Origin of the sequence: Nonomuraea sp. N2-4H, assembly GCF_045291505.1 — a bacterium.
In the GTDB taxonomy this organism is placed as follows: Bacteria; Actinomycetota; Actinomycetes; order Streptosporangiales; family Streptosporangiaceae; genus Nonomuraea; species Nonomuraea fastidiosa.
This window is the reverse complement of record NZ_CP147987.1, coordinates 921,839-939,625: the sequence shown is the minus strand read 5'-3', so window position 1 is coordinate 939,625 and position 17,787 is coordinate 921,839. Positions and strand designations below refer to the sequence as shown.

Annotated in this window: 14 protein-coding genes and 1 pseudogene; 3 read left to right on the top strand and 12 right to left on the bottom strand. The window is 71.6% G+C overall.

All coding sequences use genetic code 11. The features are described 5' to 3' along the window. Nucleotides 1–89 precede the first annotated feature (89 nt). The gene (locus tag WBK31_RS04330) at nt 90–320 is read left to right on the top strand and encodes a hypothetical protein (RefSeq protein ID WP_364066941.1); all 231 of its coding nucleotides are present in this window, start codon (nt 90–92) and stop codon (nt 318–320) included. A gap of 356 nt (nt 321–676) precedes the next feature. Here WBK31_RS04330 and WBK31_RS04325 read toward each other — a convergent pair whose 3' ends face one another. The 9 genes and pseudogenes from WBK31_RS04325 to WBK31_RS04285 form a co-directional block, all read right to left on the bottom strand. Continuing rightward, nucleotides 677–1,897 (bottom strand): FAD-dependent monooxygenase, encoded by a 1,221-nt coding sequence (locus tag WBK31_RS04325; protein ID WP_364066943.1) that lies wholly within the window; start codon nt 1,895–1,897, stop codon nt 677–679. After that, nucleotides 1,894–3,294, bottom strand: coding sequence for an MFS transporter (locus tag WBK31_RS04320; protein WP_378784621.1), 1,401 nt, complete (start codon nt 3,292–3,294; stop codon nt 1,894–1,896). Before WBK31_RS04320 ends, WBK31_RS04325 begins: the two co-directional genes overlap by 4 nt. Then, entirely contained in the window at nt 3,291–4,115 is an 825-nt protein-coding gene (locus WBK31_RS04315) for a YoaK family protein (protein ID WP_406674359.1), read from the bottom strand. Before WBK31_RS04315 ends, WBK31_RS04320 begins: the two co-directional genes overlap by 4 nt. After that, nucleotides 4,112–5,850: pseudogene (locus WBK31_RS04310) on the bottom strand (gamma-glutamyltransferase family protein). Before WBK31_RS04310 ends, WBK31_RS04315 begins: the two are co-directional and overlap by 4 nt. 234 nt (nt 5,851–6,084) lie before the next feature. Then, the gene (locus WBK31_RS04305) at nt 6,085–7,197 is read right to left on the bottom strand and encodes a DUF3500 domain-containing protein (RefSeq protein WP_364066950.1); all 1,113 of its coding nucleotides are present in this window, start codon (nt 7,195–7,197) and stop codon (nt 6,085–6,087) included. 48 nt (nt 7,198–7,245) lie between these two features. Beyond that, nucleotides 7,246–8,049, bottom strand: a complete 804-nt coding sequence (locus tag WBK31_RS04300; RefSeq protein ID WP_364066952.1) for an alpha/beta hydrolase — start codon at nt 8,047–8,049, stop codon at nt 7,246–7,248. Between the two features lie 220 nt (nt 8,050–8,269). Then, entirely contained in the window at nt 8,270–8,944 is a 675-nt protein-coding gene (locus WBK31_RS04295; protein WP_364066954.1) for a response regulator transcription factor, read from the bottom strand. Further along, nucleotides 8,941–10,185, bottom strand: a complete 1,245-nt coding sequence (locus WBK31_RS04290) for a sensor histidine kinase (protein ID WP_364066956.1) — start codon at nt 10,183–10,185, stop codon at nt 8,941–8,943. The genes WBK31_RS04295 and WBK31_RS04290 overlap by 4 nt, the downstream gene beginning before the upstream one ends. 310 nt (nt 10,186–10,495) lie before the next feature. Then, nucleotides 10,496–11,197: a GNAT family N-acetyltransferase gene (locus WBK31_RS04285; RefSeq protein WP_406674358.1), complete on the bottom strand. Its 702-nt coding sequence runs from the start codon at nt 11,195–11,197 to the stop codon at nt 10,496–10,498. 105 nt (nt 11,198–11,302) lie between these two features. On the opposite strand from WBK31_RS04285, the gene WBK31_RS04280 reads away from it, so the two are divergent. Further along, nucleotides 11,303–12,043, top strand: a complete 741-nt coding sequence (locus WBK31_RS04280) for a peroxide stress protein YaaA (RefSeq protein ID WP_364066958.1) — start codon at nt 11,303–11,305, stop codon at nt 12,041–12,043. Nucleotides 12,044–12,421: 378 nt separating this feature from the next. Here WBK31_RS04280 and WBK31_RS04275 read toward each other — a convergent pair whose 3' ends face one another. The 3 genes from WBK31_RS04275 to WBK31_RS04265 all read right to left on the bottom strand — a co-directional run bounded on the left by WBK31_RS04275 (nt 12,422) and on the right by WBK31_RS04265 (nt 17,249). Then, nucleotides 12,422–14,089 carry an RNA polymerase sigma factor gene (locus WBK31_RS04275; protein ID WP_406674357.1) on the bottom strand — a complete coding sequence of 556 codons (1,668 nt, stop codon included), beginning with the start codon at nt 14,087–14,089 and terminating at the stop codon, nt 12,422–12,424. A gap of 242 nt (nt 14,090–14,331) precedes the next feature. Further along, nucleotides 14,332–16,425, bottom strand: a complete 2,094-nt coding sequence (locus tag WBK31_RS04270) for a SpoIIE family protein phosphatase (protein WP_364066961.1) — start codon at nt 16,423–16,425, stop codon at nt 14,332–14,334. Nucleotides 16,426–16,679: 254 nt separating this feature from the next. Then, nucleotides 16,680–17,249, bottom strand: coding sequence for an HhH-GPD-type base excision DNA repair protein (locus WBK31_RS04265; RefSeq protein WP_364066963.1), 570 nt, complete (start codon nt 17,247–17,249; stop codon nt 16,680–16,682). Between the two features lie 154 nt (nt 17,250–17,403). Between WBK31_RS04265 and WBK31_RS04260 the strand changes: the two genes are divergently transcribed. Further along, complete coding sequence (locus WBK31_RS04260) at nt 17,404–17,628, top strand: hypothetical protein (RefSeq protein WP_364066965.1); 225 nt, start codon at nt 17,404–17,406, stop codon at nt 17,626–17,628. The last annotated feature ends 159 nt before the right edge of the window (nt 17,629–17,787 follow it).

Genomic DNA, 17,787 nt, shown 5'->3' with positions numbered 1-17,787 from the left:
GGTTGGGAACGTCCACGTCCGGTTAGATGTTGTTCCAAGTGACTGACGCCAGATCCTCGCTCCGGCGAGGGTGACACGAAAGGCGATACGTGACTGGAGCTCTCGCCCCCGTTAAGCCGCTGACGGCCCTCGACCGCTGCGACCGCTGCGGCGCCCAGGCCTACATTCGCGCGACCCTGCCTGTGGGTGGGGAGCTGCTGTTCTGCGCTCACCATGGGCGTCAGCACATCGCAGCGCTGCGCGAAAAGGGCGCCGACATCGTGGACGAGTCGGCCCGGCTCAGCGAAACCCCTGCAACCGCCCGCAACGACGAGCGCTGATACGGCGCTGGTCGTGTAAGACAACCACATAGAGCGAAACGCACGACGGCGACTCCGGGTCCGCTCGGAGTCGCCGTCGTGCTTTCATCGGTCCGCCACCCGGTGCTCTCCGCCACCACGCGATGACCGTCCGGAGCAGGGCCGGTGCGGCCCGGTCCGCGACCGTGTCGTCCGCGTCCGTGCCGAGGAGAGAAGCCGTCCCGGGCGACCGGAGGCCGCCGGTAGGGCCCGGGACGGGGCTTGGGAGGCCCGGGTGGCGGGCGCGGCCGAGGGACGAAGGCGGCGGCGAGCGGTGTCGTCGGCGCCCGCCGGAGGCCCGGCCCCAGACCGCGCCCGGCACCCGGGAGGCGGGTGGCCTACCGGCCGGTGTAAGGCTCGGGAAGGACGAGCGAGGAATGCACCGGGTTGCCCTGCGTGGGCGGCAGCTCGCTGAGGCTGCGCAGTCTGTCGTCGCGCTTCCTCAGCTCCTCGGCGGTGGTCGGCATGAGGGTGGCGCGGCCCGTGCCCACCAGGTCCTGGTTCGCGGTGACGAAGCCGCGGGTGTCGCGCTCGTACGCGGCGAAGGCCGCCACGTGGTCCCCGTTCGCGCGCGCGAGCGAGAGCGCCAGCATGTACGCGCTGACGAGGGCCGTGCTGGTGCCCTGCCCGGTGAGGAACGACGGCGCGTGCGCGGCGTCGCCGACCAGCGCGAGGCGGCCGCTGGTCCAGCGGGGCATGCGGATCTGCGCGACCGCGTCGAAGAAGACGTCGTCCGCCTTCTGCAGGGCGGCCACCATGTCCGGCACCACCCAGCCGGCGCCGGCGTAGACCTCGCTGATCAGGTCGCGCTGAGCCTGCAGGTCGCCGAAGGCGTGGAACGGCGTCTCCGGCTGGGCCCAGGTGAGCATGGCGTTCACCTCGTTCTTCGCCGCGTAGAAGGCGGCGGCCCGGCCGGGATCGTTCCACATCACGATCTCGTCCTTGAGATCGAGGATGTTGTCCATGGTGTAGATGGCGAAGCAGTAGCCGATGTAGCGGTGGAACGGCTGCTCGGGGCCGAAGACCAGCTCGCGGGTGTGCGAGTGCATGCCGTCCGCGGCGATCACCAGGTCGAAGGTGCGGGCGGTCCCCGACTTGAAGGTGACGTCCACCCCGTGGCCGGTCTCGCTCATGCCGACGATGAAGTCGTTGAAGATGAACTCCACGTCGTCGCGGACCGTCGAGATCAGCGCCTCGGTCAGGTCGCCGCGCCGGATCTCCAGGTCCCGGCCCGCGACGCTGCCGGTGACGGCCTGCGGGCGCAGGGTGGCCACCACGTCGCCGTCGTTCTCCACGAAGGTGCTCCGGTTGACATGGACCTGCACCTCCTGCAGCCAGGGCAGCAGGCCCATGCGCTCGATGACGCCCAGGGCGGTGCCGCGGATGTCGATGGCGTAGCCGCCGCCCCGCGGCGCGGGCGCCTTCTCGACGATGGTGACCTCGTAGCCGTAGCGCTTCAGCCAGTACGCCACGGCGGGACCCGCGATGCTCGCTCCGGAGACCAGGACGGTGCGGGCGGGCGAGACGCGGCCGCCGCCGGATGCATCGGTGAGTGTCATGCCTTGACTCCTTTGTTCATGGTGCGGACGACGAACAGGCACAGCGCCGCGGTCATGCCTGCGATGAAGAAGCCGGTGACGAAGCCGGACTCGGCCTGGCACGTGTGAGCCGGGGGAATCTGAGCGGTGAGGAGCGCGCCGCCGAGCATGCCGCCCACGGCCCCGCCCGTGACGCGGGTCACCAGGATGATGCTGGTGGCGATGCCGGTCTCGTTCTCGGCGACGGAGGAGGCGACGCTGGTCATCATGGCCGTGACGCACAGGCCGTTGGCCAGCGCGATCATCGCCTTGCCGAGCGTGACCTGCCAGATCTCGTCGTGCGCGACGGCCAGGCCGAGCAGGGCGACGGCCATCATGACGGTCGAGACGAAGGTCATCGCGCGCGGGCCGAAGCGCCGCTCGCCGATCCCGCCGAGCGGCCCGGCCAGCGTCGAGGCGACGGCGCCGGGCAGGAGGATCAAGCCGATCGCGCTGGGGGACAGCCCGAAGCCGTATCCGTCGCCTGACACGTCGAGCAGCTGAGGCACGAGGTAGGCGCCGTTGGCGGTGCCGAGGCAGATCACGAACGTCACCACGCACGACTTCCAGACCACGGGGCGGGCCAGCATCCGCAGGTCGATCATGGGCGCGGTGGCGCGGCGTTCGACGGCGATCCACCCGGTCACGAAGGCGGCCAGCACGACGAGCATCACGATGAACGGCAGCGGCTGCGAGACCGCGTCGGCCGCCAGGATCAGCGTGAGCATGAGGGTGCACAGCACGCCGCTGAGCAGCAGCAGGCCGGGCCAGTCGAGGCGCGAGCCGTCGGATGCCCCCGGCGCGTCGGCGGGCAGCAGCTTCTTCGTCAGCAGGGTGACCGCGATGATCACGATGGTGGGCAGCGCGAACATCCAGTGCCGGGAGAGCGACTCCGCCACCGGTCCCGCGACCAGCAGCCCCACCATCGAGCCGCCGACCAGCATCCCGCTGATCAGCCCGATGGCGGCCTTGGCCTCGCCCTGCGGCAGGTGCTTGCGCACCACGATGACCGCCAGGGGCAGCGAGCCCACCATCGCGCCTTGCAGGATCTGGCCGACCAGGAGCACCGGCAGGTTGGGCGCGACGGCGGAGGTCAGGCCGCCTGCCGAGACGATGGCCGTCAGCAGCATCAGGACCCGCTTGCCGCCGTAGCGGTCGCCGAACTTGCCGGCGATCGGGGCGACGAGCGCGCCGGTGACGGCGAGCACGATGTTGAGCAGCGCCCCTTCCGTCGGGGTCATGTTCAGCTCGCGCTGCAGGAGCGGCAGCGTCGGCGCCACGACGGACTCCAGCGAGCCCATGGCGATGGCCAGCAGCGCGAGCGCCGCCACGGCGGCCCTGCTCATGCGGACCGGCGGGGCGGTGGGGGGTGTGGTCATGGGCGTCCTTTCCCTTGGTGCCGGGCGAGATGAGGGCCGGTGGCACGCGGGACGCCCTTGTCCGTACGCGCCACCGGCCGCGCGGACGCGGGGGTGTCCGCCGGAGGGGTGGCTTGTCCTGTCGTGGCCGGCACCGGGTGGGAATCGGACCGGGCGGCGAGGTGGCCGAGAGCGCTGACGGCGAGGACGACGAGCGCCGCCACCGCGACCGCGAAGCCCTCGTGCACCTGGCACAGCGCCGCGCCGGCCGCCGCGCCGAGGATGATCCACGCGACGGCGGCGGCCCGCCGCAACGCGCCTTGGGAGCGGGCGGCGCCCAGCCGGGAGTCGGCGGCGAGCCCGGTGAGTGTGGAGGTGACCACGACGGTGGTGACGTCCTTGACCGCCAGGTGGCGGGCCGTGGCCGCCTGCATCCCCATGGCCAGGGCGAGCGAGGCGGCGATCGCGGGGCGCAGGCCCGGGATGGCGTCCGCCCCTGCGACGACCAGGACGAGCGCCGCCAGGCCCAGGATCAGCGCGACGCCGGTCAGCAGGCCCGTGCACCGGACGTCCCAGCCGGATTCCGCGGTGCGCAGCACCCGCCCGCCCAGCGCGGCGCCGGCGAGGAAGAGCACGAGCGCCACGGCGGGGCCGAGCACCGGCAGGTCCGTGGTGCCCGTGGCGGCCATGCCGAGGATGACCACGTTGCCGGTCATGTTGCCCGCGAACACCTGGTCGAGCCGCAGGTATCCGACGGCGTCCACGACGCCCGTCGCGAAGGTGAGCGCGAGCATCAGGCCGGGAAGCGAGACCCGTCGCGCCATCGTCGCCACGCTGCTCATCGACCCACCGCGTAGCCTTGTGCGCCGCGCGGGTTCGCCGCCGCCCCCAGGACGCCGCTGTCCGGGTCGCGGGTGACGACCGAGAGCCTGCCCTGGCTCCACGGCCCTGAGACGGTGACGTCGTGGCCCCGCCGGCGCAGCTCGTCCACGATCGCCAGGTCCACGCGTCCCTCGATCACCAGCCCGCCCGGCGTCCAGGTGCGCGGCCAGAACGAGCTCGGCACCGCGGTGGTGTGGAACGCGGGCGCGTCGATCGCCTGCTGCGGGTCGAAGCCCAGGGCGAGGGTGCGCACCAGGTAGATGAGCTGCCACTGGTCCTGCTGGTCGCCGCCGGGTGTGCCGAGCGCGGCCGCGGGGGCGCCGTCGCGCAGCAGCAGGGTGGGCGTCAGCGTCGTCCGCGGACGGCGGCCGGGCACGAGGCACGAGGGCGCGGCCGGGTCGAGCCACGTCATCTGCAGCCGCGTGCCGAGCGCGAAACCGAGCTCGGGTATGGCCGGGGAGGACTGCAGCCAGCCGCCGGACGGCGTGGCGGAGATCATGTTGCCCCAGCGGTCCACGACGTCGATGTGGCAGGTGTCGCCCCTGGTCTGCCCGGTCTGCTGCACGGTGGGCTCGCCCACGCCGTCGGCCTGCACCTCGGGCCGGCGCGTCTCCAGAGGCGGTACGTACGGCCGCCTGACGCCGATGTCGCCGGGCCGGAACTCGGTGGCGGCGACCGGGCCGATCAGACCGGCGCGTTCCTTGGCGTACTCGGGGACAGCAGCCGGCCCAGCACCTTCTTGGCGTCCGCCGGGTCCAGGTCCCCGTAGTACGCCTCCCGGTCGGCCATGGCCAGCTTCAGCGCCTCGGTGATGGTGTGGACGCCCTCGGCGGTCGACGGGTCGATCCGCGCGTCGTCGAAGTGGTCGAGCATGGTGAGGGCCTGCAGCAGCATGGGCCCCTGGGACCACAGGCCCGCCTTGGCCACCGTGATCCCGCGGAACCTGGCGGTGACGGCGGGTTCGAGCCAGGGCTCGAAGTCGGCGAAGTCGGCGGCGGTGATGACTCCGGCGTGGTCGGTGCCCGAGGAGTGCCGGTGCGGCACGGCGGCGGCCTCCTCCACGGCGGTCGCCACGAACCCGGAGCGCCAGGCGCGGCGCGCGGACTCGATCCGCGCCCTGCGCGTCATGCCGGTGCCCTCGGCGATCAGCCTGCGCAGGGTGCGGGCGTAGACGGGGTTGGTGAGCATGCTGTACGGGTGCGGGACGCGGCCGCCGGGCATCCACAGCTCGTACGAGGTCGGCCAGTGCTCGCGGAAGAGGTCCTCGACCGTGGCCAGGACGCGGGCGAGCTGGGGCACGACGGGCACGCCGTGCTCGGCGTACTCGATGGCGTAGGCGAGGACCTCGTCGAGCTCCCAGGTGCCCAGCTCGGCCAGCAGCCAGAGCCAGGAGTCGACGGCGCCGGGGACGGCGGCGGCCAGGGCGCCCGCTCCCGGGACGTGGTCGAGCCCCTCGGCGTGGAAGTGCTCGATGGTGGCGGCGCGCGGGGCGTGGCCCTGACCTGCCAGCACGCGCGGGGCCGGGTCGTCGGCGGTGGCCAGCACGGCGACGAGGTCGCCGCCGGGCCCGTTGAGGTGGGGCTCGGCGACGTGGAGGACGAACGCGCCCGCCGTGGCGGCGTCGAAGGCGTTGCCGCCGCGTTCCAGCACGGACTGGGCTGTCGCGGAGGCCAGCCAGTGGGTGGATGCGGACATGCCGAAGAGTCCGCGCAGCGTGGGGCGGGTCTGGTGAGGCGGTGCGTCGGTCGGTGCGTGGTGCTGACCGGCCATGGTGACCTTCCGTTCCGGGGGGCACGGGTGGCTTGGGTACACGCCGGCTCGGCCCCGTGGCGTGCGTACGCGTGGGGGCTCGGGCCGTGAGGGGGGTGGACACGCGAGACGGGGTCACGTGCCGGACCGGGGGTGCGGGGGCGCTCGGGACGCCGTGAATCAGGACGCGTGGTGTGCGGCGTGATGTTCGGCCAGCACGTCGCCGCCGAAGTCGGTCTCCGGGTCCCGCCAGACGGCGTGGGAGTGGTTGGCGCCCCGGTGGACCTTGGTCCACTCGATGAGCAGCCGCGGGCCGTGGAGGCGGTAGTAGTGCGGCGCGCCGGGCTCGGTCGAGCCGGCCCAGGCGAAGTGCACGGCGTCGAGCTGCGCCGGGTCGTCGTAGCGCGACAGCGGGGAGATGCCGTCCTGCACCCGGCCGAGGTAGGTGCCGAGCAGGGCGCGCAGCAGCTCACGCTGCCCGGCGTCGAGCTCGGATGCGGGCACGCCCTTGAGCGGCGGCGTGAGCGACACCGCGCGCCGCTCCTCGTCGTCCAGGAGGGTGTGCGGCTGGTCGGGGCGGTCCGGCACGTTCTGCTCGGGACGCCACAGCTCGCGGCGCTTGATCAGGCGGTCGTCGACCCGGGGGCTGTTGCCCGCCACGACGTCGTACGGCGGCCGCGGCAGCAGGATGGCCTGCCTGGCCGCATCGGGCCCCAGGGAGCGGACCAGTTCGCCGGCCAGGTCCTCGGGCGCTCCCAGCGGGCGCAGCAGCGCACCGCCGAGCAGGGGCGAGGCGGCCGGGTCCGCGCCCATGAACAGGGGCGTACTGGCGGCGACCCGCCCGTCGATCACGAGGAAGTTGACCGAGATGTGGTGGCCGCCGAAGCGCCAGCCCCACGGCTCGGTCCCGCCGGGCTCGCCGAAGACGCGCAGGTAGTACATGCCGGGGTCGCGGGAGCGCTCGCGGCCCCAGTACACCGAGAAGTCCTCGACGCGGTCGAGCACGTTCTCCAGGCCGATGACGGTGGCGACCGTGTTGTACCCGGCCTCCGACAGCCCGCTCGCGAGCAGCCGCATCGCCATGCGGTACTGGGCCGGCCGCTGCTGGGAGAACGTCAGCCCGCCGTGGTCGGTGGGCGTGTAGTACCAGCTGGTGCGTTCGGCCTCGGACGCCTCCCCCGCGCCCGGAACCGGTCCGACACCCAGCTTGCGCTGCTCGGCGTCCAGGGAGTCGATCCACTCCCCGGCCGCCTTGGCCATCTGATCCGCAACCTCGCGGGCCGCGTCACTCATGCTGCATCTCCTTGCGTTTCTGAACGTGCCGGGGTGCGGCGGCGGCGCTCACGCGTCCACCCCTATGAACTCGCGCACCCACCGCGCGATCGTGTCGGGGAACTCCGTCGCGATCGCGTGCCGTCCGCCCTCGATGACCCGCATCCGGGCGTTCGGGATCTCCTTCTCCATCAGCTGCGCGTCGGCGAACGGGGCCAGCCGGTCCTCCGAGCCGTGCACGATGAGGGTCGGCACGGTGATCTCCGGCAGCCGGTCACGGACCTCGTGCTGCTGGATGACCTGCTCGCGGCGGGCGTTCTGCTCGGGGCTGCGCTTGACGAGCACCTTCACCCGGTCGCCCTGCGCGGCCTGGCCTTGGGGGGTGAAGAAGAGGTCGAGCGCCTTGCGCTGCCGCTCCTCGTAACTCATGGACAGCAGCTCGTCGGCCACCCCGCTCTGCATGGCCCAGCTGGGTGCGGTGGCGACCAGGATGAGGGAGGCGATCCGCTCGGGGTGCCGCAGGGCGGCGTGCTGCGCGACGGCGCCGCCGAACGACGTGCCCAGCAGGTGCGCCTGAGGCAGGTCCAGTGCGTCCAGCAGGGCCACGACGTCGTCGGCGAGGTCGGCCATCGTGTACGGATGCGGCGGGTTGACGGTGACGCCCGAGTCGCGCTGGTCGTACGAGATGGCCCGGATGCCCGGGCCGAAGTGGGACCGCAGCGCCGTGAACTGGGTGCGGTCGCTCTCTCCGCCGTGCACGAGCACGAGCGGCACGCCGGACCCGCTCTCGATGACCCCGACCTCGAAGTCACCCGCCCGTACGATTTTCGTCTCGGTAGCGGCGGGTGCGGTCGTGTCGTCCTGTGGTGGCACTGCGGAACCTCCTGGGTGATGGCGTCAGGTCGCGTAGGCCGGATGTCGGCCCGGTGTGCGACAGGCGTTCACCTTCGAGCCGAGACCTGGAAGAACCCCGTTCACGTGGGGGATGGGCTCAAAAGGTTGAGTAGGAGTCTGCGGCGGCGGCCGTGTCCGCCGCGTCATACCGGGGAGCCAAAAGCAGGGATACCGCAGTAGGGGGTGGCGTGCGGGCGTGCTACTCGCCCGGGGTCACCAGCCCGGATTCGTAGGCGAAGATCACGGCCTGGGCGCGGTCGCGCAGGTCGAGCTTGGTGAGGATGCGGCTGACGTGGGTCTTGACGGTCTGCTCCGCCAGGATCAGGGTCTGGGCGATCTCCTGGTTCGACTGGCCGCGCGCCACGAGGGTCAGCACCTCGGTCTCGCGTTCTGTCAGCTCTTTCAGCCGCTGCGCGGACTTGCCGCGGGTCAGGGGACGCTGCCTGGCGAACTCCGCGATGAGCCGGCGCGTCACGGACGGGGCGAGCAGCGCGTCTCCCCTGGCGACGATGCGGACCGCCGCGACGAGGTCGCCCGGCTGCGCGTCCTTCAGCAGGAAGCCGCTGGCACCGGCCCGCAGCGCCTCGTAGACGTAGTCGTCGACGTCGAACGTGGTCAGCATGAGCACGCGGGGCCGATGGGTCACCCCCGCCGGGGGCGAGAGCAGCCGGCGGGTGGCCTCCAGGCCGTCCATCACGGGCATCCGCACGTCCATCAGCACGACGTCGGGGCGGGTGCGGCGGCTCAGCTCCACGCCCTGCGCGCCGTCGGACGCCTCGCCCACCACGTCGATGTCGCCCTGCGCGGCCAGCAGTGCCGCGAAACCGGCGCGCACCATGGCCTGGTCGTCGACGATGATGACGCGTGTCGTCACGTGGAGTCCTCTTCGCTCAAGGGCAGCCGAGCGGCCACCCGGAAGCCGCCGTCCGGCAGCGGTCCGAGCTCGAGAGTGCCGCCGACCAGCCGTACCCGCTCGCGCATACCGACCAGCCCGTGCCCGGTGCTGCTCGACTCTAACGGCGCGGCGGGCTGCTGGGGAGGCGGCCCGTTGACGACGAGGACGTTCAGCCGCCCGGCGCCGTCGCCGCCGTCGCCCGGCTCCGGCACCGACAAGGAGACCTGCGTGCGCGCTCCCGGTGCGTGCCGCACGACGTTCGCGAGGGCCTCCTGGACGATCCGGTACGCCGACAGGCCGACGGCGGCGGGCACCTCCACGTCGCAGGGAACGAAGTCCACCGGCACGCCCGCCCGCGCGGTCGCGTCCACGAGCTGCCCGATCTGCGCCAGGCCCGGCTGGGGCGCGAGCTCCTCGTACGTCTCCTCGCTGCTGCGCAGGACGCCGAGGAGGCGCCGCATCTCGCCGAGCGAGTTGCGCGCGGTCGCGGCGATGTTCGTGAACTCCTCCCGCACCTCCGGCGGCAACCGGTCGAGGCGGTATTCGGCGGTGTCGGCCTGGACGGTGATGACGGACATGTGGTGCGCCACCACGTCGTGCAGCTCACGGGCGATCCTGGCCCGCTCCTCCAGCAGCGTCCGCCGGGCGCGCTCGGCCTCGCTGATCGTCTCCTGCTCGACCAGTTTGCGCCGCACCTCGGCGCGTTCCCGCAGCACGCCGCCGATCAGCAGGGCGGCCCCGCCGAGCACGGTGAACAGCAGGTTCCTGGCCTCGACGCCGTGCGGTGTGAAGAACAGCAGCATCACGTTCGCGACCGCCGTGGCCGTCCACACCAGCAGCAGCGTCCGGCCCCGCTCGCTCAGGCCCAGGGCGAGGCAGACCGCGGTGTGGGCGAGGATCACCGTGGACGGGAACGGCCACATCAGCTGCTCAGGGAAGTCCGCGGCGCGCAGGACGAGCGCCCCGGCCACGTCGGCGGTGAACATCATGCCCCAGGCGGGCAGCGGCCGTACGACGGCGAGGAGCAGCGGCGCCACCTGCGTGATGGTCAGCACGGCGCCGACGCCGGCGATCAGGCCGTAGAACTTGGTGAGCAGGATGCCGGTGGCCGGCAGCAGGCAGACGCACAGCGCGAGCGCGGTGACCGCGGGCATCAGCCGTACCCACCGGCGCGACGAGCCCGCGACCACCGCGCGCGGACCGACGACCTTCGAGGTCATGGACACAGCCTAAGACCCGGATTCGGACGGACTCGGGCCGGGACCGGCCTCTCCCCGGTCCGCGGCGGCGCGCGTGCGGCGCAGCGCCCGGCGGCGGGAGCCGACGAGGCCGGTCCCCTCGTGCGGCAGGCCGGGATCGGCGCCCGTGGTCGCCTTCGCGGTGGACGGCGCCGTCTCGTACGGCCGCATGCCTGTCTCCCCCTCGCTCCCGCCTGCCGATCCCTGGGGGGCGAAGGCTAGAGGGGAGGTGGCCGCCGTGTCGTCATACCGGGGAACCTGATCGCGGTGATACCGGGGTAGGGGGTGCGGGTCAGAGAGGGGCCGCGCGGTAGTGGTAGCGGCCCACGGCGGTGAAGCCCTCGCCGCGGTAGAGGGCCTGCGCGCCCGCGTTCCGCGACGTCACCACCAGGTACGCCGGTCCGCCGCCCGCGTGCGCCACCAGCGCTCGCAGCACCGTCCTCGCCAGTCCCCTGCGCCGGGCCTCGGGCAGCGTCGCCATGCAGTAGATGCCGAGCGTGACGCCCTGCGGGACCGCCCGGCCCACGGCCACCGCCCGGCCGTCCTCCTCGTACGCGGCGTACCAGGCCGGCACGCCGGTGCAGATCCGCTCGGCCGCCGCGATCCCGTCGGCGTACCGGCCGTCCACGGCCCACCAGGTCTCCAGCCAGCCCGGCCAGGGCCGCTCCTGGATCCTGACCTCGGGGGCGGGCTCGCCCTTGGGCGTCCCCGACATGATGAGCGTGGGATCGACCACCTCGTACCCCCGGTGTTCGAGCTCGTCGTCCAGCCCCTGCATGGTCCCAGGACCCACCGAGAACACGCACCGCTGCCCGCGCTCGCGGTAGAAGTCCTCGGCCGCCCGGATCGCCCGGTCCAGATCGGCCGGCCGCTCCAGCGCCAGCACGGAATTCGCCCTCTTGGTCACCCCGCCGGAGTGTCGCAGCAGCCAGCCCTCGTACGCCCGCACCTCATAAGCGGGCCAAGCCTCATGAACGAGCAGGTCGAAATTCACCCGCGCAGCCTAGCGACGGACCTTTCACCCGCGCGCCGGAAGCCCTTGCGGAGCCGGGAGCCCCTCCGGAAAGGTGCCCCGGTAAGGGCCATAGGCTAGGTGACCGTGCTGATCCTGTTGCCGCCGTCCGAAGGCAAGGCGTCGGAGGGCGACGGCCCGCCCGTGGGCGAGCTGTCCTTCCCCTCACTCGGCAAGTCACGCAAGCGGGTGATGAACGCGCTCGTACGCGCCTCCAAGCGCCGCGACGCCCTTGAGGTGCTGGGCCTGACGCCGGGCCTCGCGGGCGAGCTGGACAAGAACCTCGCGCTGGCGACCGCGCCCACCCTGCCCGCCGGCGCCCTCTACACCGGCGTCCTGTACGACAACCTCGGCCTGGCGACTCTGGACGGCGAGGCGCGAGCGCGGGCAGAGGAGAGCCTGCTGATCTTCTCCGGCCTGTGGGGTGTGGTGAAAATCACTGACCGCATCCCGCCCTACCGCCTGTCCATGGGCGTCAGCCTGCCGCCGCTCGGCGGTCTTGCCGCCTTCTGGCGTCCGGGGATCTCCAAGGAGCTCGACCGGCTGCCGGGGCTGGTGGTGGACCTGCGTTCGGCCACGTACGCGGGGGCCTGGCAGCCGGGGTCGCGCTCGGTGACGGTACGTGTGTTCAGGGACGGCAAGGTCGTCAGCCACATGGCCAAGGCCACCCGGGGCGAGATCGCCCGCGCCCTCCTCCACCAGCCCACCCAGCCGTCCACCCCCGACGAGCTGGCGAAACTCCTCGACTCCCTCGGCTACATCACCCGCCTCACCGCTCCGGCCCGCGCCACCCGCCCTTGGGTCCTGGACGTGCACCTGTCGGCCTGAACGCGACCAACCCCTCCGACCGACGAAGGACCCCGGGCGACGCGCCCGGACAGCACGACCCGGCACAGCGCCCCCGGACGGCGTGTCCCGGCACAACGCGCCCGGACGGCGTGTCCCGGCACAGCGTGGAAAGGCCCGAGTGCCGCAGACGCAGGGCCACGGGAGAGGACCCACGGAAGCGGGACCACGAACGCAGCGCCGCAGAAGCAGCGCCGCAGAAGCAGCACTGCGTGAATCAGGGGGGCAGCGGCAGCGCCGCGGAAGTAGGCCCGCCAAGCGGCGCAGCGGAACGCCGAAACGCCCCGCCGGAACCACATTCCGGCGGGGCGTCTGGCACACCCAGGCGGGGCCGCCCGCGCGGGGCCCCGAGGGGAAGGATCAGTCCAGGTAGTCGCGGAGGACCTGCGACCTGGACGGGTGACGCAGCTTCGACATGGTCTTGGACTCGATCTGGCGGATGCGCTCACGGGTGACCCCGTAAACCTTGCCGATCTCGTCCAGCGTCTTGGGCTGGCCGTCGGTGAGGCCGAACCGCATCGACACGACACCCGCCTCGCGCTCCGACAACGTGTCGAGAACCGAGTGCAGCTGCTCCTGCAGCAGCGTGAAGCTGACGGCGTCGGCCGGGACGATGGCCTCGGAGTCCTCGATGAGGTCACCGAACTCGCTGTCGCCCTCCTCGCCCAGCGGGGTGTGGAGGGAGATGGGCTCGCGGCCGTACTTCTGGACCTCGACGACCTTCTCGGGCGTCATGTCCAGCTCCTTGGCCAGCTCTTCCGGCGTGGGCTCACGGCCGAGGTCCTGCAGCATCTGCCGCTGGACGCGGGCCAGCTTGTTGATCACTTCGACCATGTGGACCGGGATGCGGATGGTCCGCGCCTGGTCGGCCATGGCACGCGTGATCGCCTGCCGGATCCACCACGTGGCGTACGTGGAGAACTTGTAGCCCTTGGTGTAGTCGAACTTCTCGACCGCCCGGATGAGGCCCAGGTTGCCTTCCTGGATCAGGTCGAGGAACAGCATGCCGCGCCCGGTGTAGCGCTTGGCCAGCGAGACCACGAGCCGGAGGTTGGCCTCCAGCAGGTGGTTCTTGGCGCGGCGGCCGTCTTCGGCGATCCACTCCAGCTCGGCCTTGACGTCGACCGGCAGGTTTTCGGCCTCGGGACTGCCCAGCTGCTCCTCGGCGAACAGGCCGGCCTTGATGCGCTTGGCCAGCTCGACCTCCTGCTCGGCGTTGAGCAGGGGGACCTTGCCGATCTGCTTGAGGTAGTCCTTGACCGGGTCGGCGGTGGCGCCGGCGGCGGCGACCTGGGCGACCGGCGCGTCATCGTCGTCGTCGGAGAGGATGAGGACCTCGTCCTCGTTCTTCTCGTCGGCGGACCCGGCGGCCTTGGGCGCGTCGTCGTCGTCGGCGTCGTCGTCAGCGTCGGCCTCGGCGTCGTCGTCGGTCACGATCTCGTCGTCGACGTCGATGTCCTCGAGGTCGTCGAGCACTACGTCGCCGTCGAGCTCAAGGTCCTCGTCGTCATCGGCGTCGGCGCGCGGGACGTCGGCCGTCTTGGGCGCCTTGGTCGCCTTGGTCTTGCTCTCGGCAGGCCCAGCGTTCTTCTTCGGCTCGGCCTTCTTGGCGGCGGCGGATGCCGCGGCCTTCTTCGCCGCCGGAGCGGCCTTCTTGGCAGGGGCCGCCTTCTTGGCGGCCGGCTCGGCTTCAGCGGTGCCCACGACCGCGGTCACGGTCTCGGGCTGCTGCTCTTTTGCGGCCGCCGCCGTCTTGGTCTTGACGGGGGCGGCGGTGCGGCGCTTTGCTGGACGAGACTTCTTCGGCGCAGCCGAATCCGCGGCGGTCACCACCACGGTCACGCCCTCTTTGCTGAGGTTCCGCAAGAACGCGGCGGCGTGCGACATGGGGATGTCCGCCTCCTCGAAGGCCTGACGGACATCCTCAGACTCGAGGAAACCCTGCGAGCGCCCACGCTCGAGCAGTCGCTGAATGACGGGCTCGTTCAGCTCTTGTGGCTTCGAGCGAGTCGAACTTGCAGGCGACACGAACACCTCTCGAACGAACGCGTGGCGACTATGGACCCAGATGCCCGCTGGGGGGCTGTTGCCTCTCTCGGAGATCGGTGAGGCCGTGCGGACCGCGACGGACCTGCACAGCATTGTGGCACGACCCCGCGATCCATACGGCCACCTCCCGGCGGTTGACCTCCACCCTAGGCCGACCAAGACAGTAGTGCGTACGTAAGCGGGGCACTGATACCCGAAAGCAACCGTTATGACTGTTTCATTCAGTCACTCTTCGTGGCCGGTGGGACGTGAATTGCGAGCGCGGTAACGTCATCATCCTGTTCATATCCAGACAACATCCGGTCAACCAGGAAGTCCAGCAGCATGTGAGGACTGCTCACCACCTCCGGCGGCGCTTCGGTCACAACACTGCAAAGCTCTGCGAGTCCCGCATCCAGCCCCCGCTTCCTGTTCTCGACGAGACCGTCGGAGTAGAGCACGGCGGTGTGGCCGGGCGGCACCACGAACCTGAACTGCCGACGGCTGGTCGGCCAGCCTAGCGGAGTGCCGGGCTCGGCGTCGCAGAGAATCGCCGTGCCCTGCGGCGATACCAGGACGGGTGGCGGATGACCGGCCATGGCGAGCGTGCCCTCGCCGGTGACCGGCTCGACCACCATGTAGGCGAGCGTGGTGACCTGCTCTTCCTCCTCCGTGGCCTCGAAGACGCGGTCGAGACCGGTGAGCACGGCCGCGGGCGGCGGGTTGGTCAGCGCCAGCGCCCGCATGGCGTTGCGGATGCGGCCCATGCCGGCCGCCGCCTTGACGCCCTTGCCCATGACGTCGCCGACGACCGCCGCGACACGCCCGTCCTGCAGCACGAACGCGTCGTACCAGTCGCCGCCGACCTGGACGTGGCGGCTGCCGGAGCGGAAGCGCTGGGCCAGCACCAGGCCCTTGACCACCGGCAGGCGGTCGGGCAGCAGGCTGCGCTGCAGCGTCTCGGCGGTGCGGTGCTCGCGCTCGAACAGCGTGGCCCGCTCGACCGCCAGCGCGCACTGGCCGGCCAGCGCCTCCAGGAAGACGCCGTCCTCCTGGGAGATCTTCTGCGGGCGGGTGAAGGAGAAGCGCAGCGCGCCGAGCGCCCGGCCCGCGGCCAGCAGCGGCAGGCCGACCCACGCCTGCTCGTCGCCCTGGGCGAGGAACTGCTCCAGCATCTCCTCGTCGCCGCCCGCTTCAAGGAGCTGGGCCTTCAGCGACTCGGGGGACTCGGCGAAGACCGGGCGGCGGCTGTTGACCGCCATGGTCATCACGTTGGAGTGCGACAGCGGGATCTCGTCACCGGTGACGCCCGACGCCTCCATGATGCCCTCGCCGTTGATCAGCTTGAGCGCGGCGCGGTCGGTGTCGAGCAGCGCGACGGCGGAGCGGTCGGCGGCCAGGGCGGTGCGGCCGACGTCGATGATGACCTGGACGACCTGCTCGACGGTCAGCGCCTCGGCCAGCATGGCCGTGGCGCCCTGCAGCCGGGCGGTGCGCAGGGCGGCGGCGCCGAGCTGGTCGGTCAGCCTGCCGCGCATCTCCTCGGCCTCGCGCTGCGGCGTGACGTCGGTGTTGGCGCCGACCCATTCCACCACCCTGCCATGGCGGATGATCGGCACGGCCCGCACCTCGAAGTGGCGGTAGCCGCTGGCCCGGGTGCGCACCCGGTAGTTCCACTCGAACATCGTGCGGCCGCGCAGCGCCTCGCGCCAGGCCTCCTCGGTCTGCTGCCGCTCCTCGGGGTGGACGACGTCGAGCCAGCCGTTGGCGAGGTATTCCTCCAGGCCCTGGCCGGTGATGGCGCGCCACTGCGGCGCGTCCTCGACCACGGCGCCGGTGGGCGAGGTGATCCAGACGAGCTGGGACTGCGCCTCGACGAGCGAGCGGTAGCGCTCCTCGCTGCGGCGCAGCGCCTCCTCGGTCTGGCGGCTCTCGGTCACGTCGAGGCCGATCAGGGCGATCGCGCGCAGCTCGCCCGTGTCGTCGTGAACCGGCGAGAACGACAGCGACCAGTGCCGCGTGTCGCCCTCGGCGGTGCGCACGCGGACGCGACCCTCGGTGACCGGCGCGTCACCCTCGATGACCGCCTGCACGGCGTGCGTGATGATCTGGCTGAGGTCGGCGGCCAGCACCTCGACCGGCTGCCGGCCGAGCATGCGGTCCGCAGGCACGTTGACGACGTCGCTGAAGACGTCGTTGACCCGCTGGATGCGGCCCTCGGCGTCGAAGAACGCGAAGGCGAACTCGGCCTCCGACAGCATGCCCTTGAAGAGGGCGGAGTCTGAGATGTCCACATCCGACTCCCGGGGACGGGGAACGGAGGTCTCGGCGCTCATGGTCCGCACCTCCGTCGCGTGCCAGGGTCTCCCACGCGGCACATCTCCATAACTGTGTATCGGCGTAGCGCAGCTCCGGGCGACCGGATCCTGCAGTACATCATCGACGATGGGCATGTACGGACGGAAGCCCCCGCCGCGGCCCTGTCGCCTCTAGGGTCTACGCATCCTGTCAAAGTCGCTCCACATTGCGCAGCAAGATCAGGTTACAGCGCCAGATCGCCGGGGCGGATCCCCGCCACGGCCTCTTGGCCCTACTGGCCCTTGGCCGCGCGCTTGGCCTCCTGTTTGGCCGCCCGCACGCGGGCCAGGCTGTCGGCGTCGACCACGTCGGCCACCGACCGGTACGACCCCTCCTCGCCGTAGAGTCCGGCTGCTTCCCGCCAGCCTGGTGGCTGGATCCCCAACTGCTTGCCCAGCAATGCCGAAAAGATCTGGGCCTTCTGCTTGCCGTATCCCGGCAGGGCCATGAGTCGTTTCACCAACTCTTGACCGTCGGCGGCGTCGGCCCAGATCTTCTCCGGCCTTCCGTCGTAGTGCTCGACGATATAGGCAGCCAGCGCCTGGATGCGGGCCGCCATGGATTTGGGGTAGCGATGCACGGCCGGCTTCTCCGCGAGCAGGGCGGCGAACGCCTCGGGGTCGTAGGAGGCGATCTCCTCGGCGGTCAGGTCGTGCCCGAGCCGCTCGGAGATCGTGTACGGCCCCGTGAACGCCCACTCCATGGGGATCTGCTGGTCGAGCAGCATGCCGACGAGCAGGGCGAGCGGGCTGCGGCCGAGGAGCTCGTCGGCCTCACTCCGCTGGGCGAGCTGGATGCGCATGGAGACAGCTTCGCATGAAAGCCCGCCGGGTGAAGTGAACACAGGCTCTAGGGAGCCTTGACACGCGCCCGAGAAAAGGTGAAATGGGAGCGCAAGTCGCCCTGCAGACATTCCTGGGGGTTTGCCCCTAGGGTTCCAGAGGAATCTCACTCCTATGCTCGCTCTGGCCACACGGTTCCTGCGGGAGCCGGTCAGTCACAGGCTGGCCGAAGAGTTCCTGACCGTGCCCGTGGACACGATCGACCGATGCGTGGCCGACGTGTGCGCGTGCGCGCAGCATCTGGGCATCTCGGCGACACCCGAGATCGTAGAACGCATCGCGCGCGAGCACCTGCTCGCGATCGTCAACTCCGCGCCGCCGCCGCGCGGCCACCGCTGAGGGAGCGGCGAGGCGCGCGGGACGAGGCAGGCGTGGCGCGAAGTGTCCTGATCGGCGTGTGCCGGCGCGCTCGCCATCGCCGATAACATCGAGGTCACCGGGCCGTGTTCTCCGCACTGTCCGCGCCCGGAATACGAGAGAGTGAGGGTGTGCGCCGAC